Source organism: Ventrimonas faecis (assembly GCF_040096075.1).
GTDB lineage: Bacteria > Bacillota > Clostridia > Lachnospirales > Lachnospiraceae > Brotaphodocola > Brotaphodocola faecis.
On record NZ_JBBMFJ010000038.1, the window covers coordinates 21795 to 27867 of the forward strand.

The 6073-nt window shown below is 40.9% G+C and carries 7 protein-coding genes; all 7 read left to right on the forward strand.

Going from position 1 to position 6073, the window contains the following annotated elements; translation table 11 throughout:
- The first annotated feature begins 3 nt into the window (after nt 1–3).
- Entirely contained in the window at nt 4–735 is a 732-nt protein-coding gene (locus tag WMO41_RS14325) for an ABC transporter permease (RefSeq protein WP_058965462.1), read from the forward strand.
- A 445-nt stretch (nt 736–1180) separates the two neighbouring features.
- Nucleotides 1181–1603 carry an RNA polymerase sigma factor gene (locus WMO41_RS14330; protein ID WP_022615780.1) on the forward strand — a complete coding sequence of 141 codons (423 nt, stop codon included), beginning with the start codon at nt 1181–1183 and terminating at the stop codon, nt 1601–1603.
- Nucleotides 1600–1839 (forward strand): helix-turn-helix domain-containing protein, encoded by a 240-nt coding sequence (locus WMO41_RS14335; RefSeq protein WP_009255079.1) that lies wholly within the window; start codon nt 1600–1602, stop codon nt 1837–1839. Before WMO41_RS14330 ends, WMO41_RS14335 begins: the two co-directional genes overlap by 4 nt.
- 456 nt (nt 1840–2295) lie before the next feature.
- Nucleotides 2296–2448 (forward strand): transposon-encoded TnpW family protein, encoded by a 153-nt coding sequence (locus WMO41_RS14340; protein ID WP_077138574.1) that lies wholly within the window; start codon nt 2296–2298, stop codon nt 2446–2448.
- A gap of 94 nt (nt 2449–2542) precedes the next feature.
- On the forward strand, nt 2543–4219 hold the full coding sequence (locus WMO41_RS14345; RefSeq protein WP_058965461.1) for a recombinase family protein: 1677 nt from the start codon (nt 2543–2545) through the stop codon (nt 4217–4219).
- A gap of 179 nt (nt 4220–4398) precedes the next feature.
- A complete protein-coding gene (locus WMO41_RS14350) occupies nt 4399–4755 on the forward strand; it encodes a hypothetical protein (protein ID WP_349230336.1) in 357 nt (118 codons plus the stop codon).
- 129 nt (nt 4756–4884) lie between these two features.
- Nucleotides 4885–5886, forward strand: coding sequence for an isocitrate/isopropylmalate dehydrogenase family protein (locus WMO41_RS14355; protein ID WP_349230337.1), 1002 nt, complete (start codon nt 4885–4887; stop codon nt 5884–5886).
- Nucleotides 5887–6073 lie beyond the last annotated feature (187 nt).

Below are 6073 nucleotides of genomic sequence, written 5' to 3' on the forward strand. Positions count from 1 at the left end.
GAAATGGTGCGACTAATAAAAACAGAGTTCTTGAAATATAAACGATACAATATTCTCTGGCTTGGAATTGTATCTGTACTTTTTTCAATTATTTTAGCGGCGTTTCAATTAGCTGGAACCAACAACAGCGTTGTTAGTTACGCGGGGCTTTCAGAGGGAGTTATCTGGAACCATTTTAGTTTATTTCTTCCGTTCACTTTTACATTGGTAGTTGGATATTCTATTAACCGGGAATATACCGACTTTACATTAAAAAATATATTGACTGTTCCGGTTTCAAAATTTAGGTTAATCTTATCTAAACTAATAGTAGGCTATGGTTTGGTAATCTTTGAGTGGATTTTTAGTTTTATTGTCACTCTGGTAATTGCGGGAATAATGAATTGTGCAGATATAAATTTCAATTCTTGCCTGATAAGCCTTGAACAGCTATTTATTGTAAGTACCTGTTGCTATATTGCAGTTCTTCCAGTCATTGTTATAACAACGAGAAAGCAGGACAAATTCTTGTCTGGGGTAATCTTCTCATTCTTCTATGGGTTTTGCGGAATATTCCTTGCTGACGGAAACCTTATCAATTTATACCCTATGACGACAGGGCTAGTGTTTTCAAATTATGCACATGATGAAAAAGTTGTATATTATCCGGCATTAAGTACAAGCGTCATGGTTATTATTTTCATTGGTACTATTATTCTTCTTAAAGTGTTCAATCGACAACATAATGATATATAATCTGCCGGACGACGGTAAAGAAAAAAAGCCGTCGTATCGCAGATAGATTTTCACGCGCCTTTGAAGCGGTGGCTTTGATTTTTAGAGCCGCCGCTTCTTTTTGTCTATTCTTGAACCAACGATAACACAGAATAATGAGTAGTGGCATTTAGGAGGATTGCCACTATGGGGATTTCTTTGTTGCTGTACAGCATACATAAGTTACATTCATTAAAAAAAGTATAGCTCCCCCACTGTGGAAGTCCGACTTTGAATATGAACTGACAAGTCATATTTATTCTACTGTTATTTCTTATGCACTCATTTTTATTTTAAAATGGGTGTATTTTTTTATTCAAAAATGCAACTGCACCCCCTGTCCTGTCGGGACTAAGAGCGAAAAGGGGGAAAGAAGCAGAAATTCCTATCAACTCGCTCCCTTTCAAGGCTGGAAAGGGGGTGAGTAATGATGAAGCCATCTGAATTTCAGACAACCATAGAGAACCAGTTTGATTACATCTGTAAAGTCGCTATGGAAGATGAACGCAAAGACTATCTCAAAGCGTTGTCCAGACAGTGCAAACGGGAAACCCTGTTTTGTGATATGGACGATTACACCGTTAATCTGTTTTCTTCCGAAGACACCTATCCATCCCACTTCCATACTTTTGAAATGGATGGATTTACTGTCCGTATTGAAAACAGCCTGTTAGCAGAAGCATTAGAAAATCTGGATGGAAAGAAACGTGATGTTATCCTGAGATATTATTTTCTTGGATTTGACGATACGGAAATTTCAAAAATTCTGGAAGTCAACCGTTCTACTATCCAGAGAAGAAGACACGCCGGACTAGAATTTATCAAAAAATTTATGGAGGAGGAAGCATGACAGCAAAGCACCCTATGATTCCGTTTCCTGTGATTGTAAGGGCTGCGGACGGCGATATTGAAGCAGTCAACCAGATTGTACGCCATTACAGCGGTTTTATTGCCAGCCGTTCCATGCGTCCCATGAAAGACGAATATGGGAATACCCACATGGTTGTAGATGAAACCCTACGCCGCCGGATGGAAACACGTCTGATTGCAAAGATTTTATCTTTTGAAATCAGGGAACCAAAATAAAAATAACGCTCTCCTGTGGAAGCATGGACAAGCCCATGCTTCCCAGACAGAGCTTGCCAGTCTATTAAAGTGCATTATCACCAGTGCATTTTAACAGGCTAACAAAGCCGGATTGTTCCTTGAAAAAGAAAGCGTCTAATCAACGCAGCATAAAGCAGCCGAATACGTTTCGATAGAAAGAGAGCCGTTGGGCTGGCACGCCGTAACCCACCAAAGGAGGGATGAAACCGGATAGCGATTCCTGCCAGCGTTCCATAAGCAGCTTACCGCAGAGCTGCCGCCATGACCTTTCTATCGTGATAATGATACTTCCGTACAGCCTTAGTCCGTGTGATGATCTAGCACCGTTGGCAAAGGGTACGGCTGGATGAGAACCATGCAGGGGTGAGATTCCCATGAGCTTTAGCGAAAGCTGTTCGGTTTGCTTCAAAGAAAATAACAGGAGGTTGTTATCTTATGGAAAACACAAAGAATCCTGTCCCTGAAATGATACGGGAATACCAGATAGGAAACACCTGTTATGTGGTAAAATCCCGTTCAAAAGAACAGGCACAGGAAGACGCAGTAACGAAAGTAAAAAGGCTTATCCGTAATGACTTGAAACAATAATTTTGCTATAAAACAGGGCAGACAGAAAACAGAAAATGCGGTACAATAAAGTTGCAAAAGCATTGTCTGTTTGACTGTCGGATAGGAGGTATTTATGTTACAGCAGTCAAACAACACTATCACTTCCATTTATCCGATTGGAAATCAAACAGAGGAATTAACCGCATTATACTGTCGGCTTTCACAAGATGATAAACAGGAGGGTGATTCAAACAGTATTATTAACCAGAAAAAAATCCTGAAGCGTTATGCAATCGAACATGGGTATCAGCCTTATGTGTTTTTTGTAGATGATGGATTTTCTGGTACAAATTTCAACAGACCAGATTTTCAAAGAATGATTGCAGAGGTCGAAGCAGGAAGAATCAAACGCGTTATAGTCAAAGATATGTCAAGACTTGGGCGTGATTATTTGCAGGTGGGAATGTACACAGAAATTATGTTCCCGAACATGGATGTCCATTTTATTGCTGTCAATGATGGCGTGGATAGCCATGTGGGGGAGAATGAGTTTACCCCATTTCGTAACATAATCAACGAATGGTACGCAAAGGACACCAGCAAAAAAATCCGTGCAGTCAAACGTTCTAAAGGAATGGCAGGCGAGCATATCGGTTCTCACGCTCCTTATGGCTACATGAAGAATCCTGACAATAAAAAGGAATGGCTTATAGATGAAGAAGCCGCCGAAGTGGTTCGGGAAATCTTCCGTTTATGTGTCAATGGTTATGGACCGACACGAATTGCAAATATTCTAACGGAAAGAAAAATTCTTTGCCCTACTTATTATGCGTTAGAGCATGGGGAAAAGCCACGAACCGTTCTTCCACCTGACAAGTATCTGTGGAGCGCAACTGTGGTATCTCACATCTTAGAAAGAATGGATTATTTAGGACATACTGTGAATTTTAAGACCCATGTTAAGTCTTATAAAAATCGCAAAAAAATTGATAACAGTCCTGAACAATGGAGGATTTTTGAGAATACCCATGAAGCAATCATTGACAAGGAAACCTTTGAGATTGTACAGAAAATCCGTTCCGGAAAACGCCGCCCTACCAAAATGGGGGATATGCCTATGTTCTCTGGTTTGCTCTACTGTGCAGATTGCGGAAGCAAAATGACATTTCATAGGCAAATGGCACAGAGCGCAGAGAAACATAATTTTGTATGCAGCAATTACCGGCACAATTCAAAATCATGTACTATGCACTATATTCGTAATGTAGTAGTCGAACAAATTGTGCTGGAAAACCTGAAAGAAGTTATCCGCTATGTATCAGATTATGAAGATGAATTTGTTCAGATGGTCATGGATACGGATATGCGGCAAAGAAATAAAGAACTGTCGCAAAAGAAAAAACGGCTTACAGAAATCCATTCCCGTATTCAAGAGTTGGACAAAATTTTTCAACGGATTTATGAAGACAATATTAGTGGAAAACTTTCAGATGAGCGCTTTATGAAACTTTCAAAAGGATATGAGGAAGAACAGCATACTTTGCAGAAAGAACAGACTTCCTTAGAGAAAGAATTACAGAAAGAAGAAAAACAATCTGTGGATGTAAAGCAATTTCTTTCAGTAGTCCGCAAGTACACTAACCTTACAGAACTAACACCAGAAATTGTACATGAGTTTATCGACAAAATTATTGTCCATGCTCCTGATAAGAGCAGCGGTAAACGCTTACAGGAAATTGAAATTATCTATAACCATATCGGAGTATTCGACCACTCAAAGGTCACTTTGTGGAAAGGGAAAGCGGTATAGTACGCAACATACTATACCGCAAAACCTAAATCTTAAAAACATCCTTACCAAACCCTCACATTTATGCGGATTTCCAGATTTTTTACTAAATTTGGGCGTGTGAAATTTATGAGGCAGATTTCCTTACGAATTCTTCACCGATGTGTTATTGGTTGAAAACAAAGAATGAAGCAGATTGTATGGATGTTCTGGAGAACTTGATTCAGACATTTACTGCAGAATCCAGTAGATTCTTTTCAAATAGCACAGCGCTTAGTATTTTCAATGAGACCTATAAAGCGGTGATGGTTCAGATTCTGGAAGAAAAGAAGGGTACAGGGAAAAATCCGATAGAACGGGTGACGGATTTTGTAAAAGAATCAGTAAAAGAACCAGTAAGTAGAAATGAAGTAAGAGCGGTCTCGTCCTGGTTATTATATTCTGGTATTATTGGCTATTGTGATTTGTATAATAATGGTGATGTCACAGATGTGGTAAGCAATCGACGGGCCTATTTCATGGATAACGGAATTGCCAATCATATTACCGGTTATTGATCCATATCTCCAGTTGTTCTAAATCAAAAGCAATATATTGTGATTGACACAACCTATTGACTTTGATTTTATCTTGTGCTAGTATTTGAAAAAATAAAAAATGCAGGATAGAAATCAGGAGGTCATGGAATGAAGAAAACGGTTACAGTATTTAAGGGAGATGGAATCGGACCGGAAATTACGGATTGTGTGCTGGAAATTTTGCAGGCAGCAGGCGCAGAACTGGATTATGAGATCTATAATGTTGGTGAAGCAGAGTGGATAAAGAATGGCGCGCTGATTCCGGAAGAGGCATATGCGTCCTTTGACCGAAACCACGTGTTGCTGAAATCTCCGATCACAACTCCGATCGGTCATGGTTTCCGTTCTCTGAACGTAACGCTGCGAAAGAAATATGACCTCTATGCCAATATTCGCCCTGCAAAATCTAATATCGCGGTTGAGACTCCATTCCATGATGTTGACATGGTCATTTTCCGCGAGAATACGGAAGATCTTTACGTTGGCGTGGAAGCGCAGATTGATGAGAACACCGTTCACGCAACCAAGATTATTACGCGAAAAGCAAGTACCCGGATCATCCGTGATGCGTTTGAGTACGCGAAGGCTCATGGCCGGAAGAAAGTAACCTGCGTACACAAGGCCAATATCCTGAAAATGTCCGACGGCCTGTTTTTAAGCATTTTCAATGAAATTGCGAAAGAGTACCCGGAGATTGAACATAACGACAAGATTATTGACAATACCTGCATGCAGATGGTTATGAATCCAAATCAGTTCGACATTATTGTAACACCGAATCTGTATGGGGATCTGCTGTCGGATCTGGCGAGCGGACTGATAGGCGGTCTTGGCCTTCTTCCATCCAGCAATCTGGGAACAGATTACGCTATGTTTGAGGCGGTTCACGGCAGCGCGCCGGATATTGCCGGACAGCATATTGCCAATCCGACCGCATTTCTGTGGTCTGCCTGCATGATGCTGGAGCATCTGGATCAGCGCGAGTGCGCGGCAAAGATCCGTAAGGCGGTCGACGCAGTACTGGAAGAGGGCACATGCCTGACACCGGATCTGCACGGAACGGCAACGACCGAGATGTACCGCGATGCAATCATTCAGAAATTGAATTAAGTGCTGGCAAGATGAGGAGTTCACTGAAGGGTGGGCTCCTTTTTATGTTTCATGGGAAATTGCGTCCTGTTGAAAAAATTGCCCCATGGCTTTCCGAAATAATATGGTATAATGGTAACTGTTCAGTAGGTCTGCGCATTCACTGCGCTGACCGTATGAAAACATGGGCTTGCAGGCAAAAATCCCA

Bases quoted from the DNA above. Each gene is read 5' to 3' on its own strand.
- WMO41_RS14340 (WP_077138574.1), top strand. From the start codon at position 2,296: ATGGAAAACACAAAGAATCCTGTCCCTGAAATGATACGGGAATACCAG.
- WMO41_RS14335 (WP_009255079.1), top strand. From the start codon at position 1,600: ATGACAGCAAAGCACCCTATGATTCCGTTTCCTGTGATTGTAAGGGCT.
- WMO41_RS14355 (WP_349230337.1), top strand. From the start codon at position 4,885: ATGAAGAAAACGGTTACAGTATTTAAGGGAGATGGAATCGGACCGGAA.
- WMO41_RS14345 (WP_058965461.1), top strand. From the start codon at position 2,543: ATGTTACAGCAGTCAAACAACACTATCACTTCCATTTATCCGATTGGA.
- WMO41_RS14350 (WP_349230336.1), top strand. From the start codon at position 4,399: ATGGATGTTCTGGAGAACTTGATTCAGACATTTACTGCAGAATCCAGT.
- WMO41_RS14325 (WP_058965462.1), top strand. From the start codon at position 4: ATGGTGCGACTAATAAAAACAGAGTTCTTGAAATATAAACGATACAAT.
- WMO41_RS14330 (WP_022615780.1), top strand. From the start codon at position 1,181: ATGATGAAGCCATCTGAATTTCAGACAACCATAGAGAACCAGTTTGAT.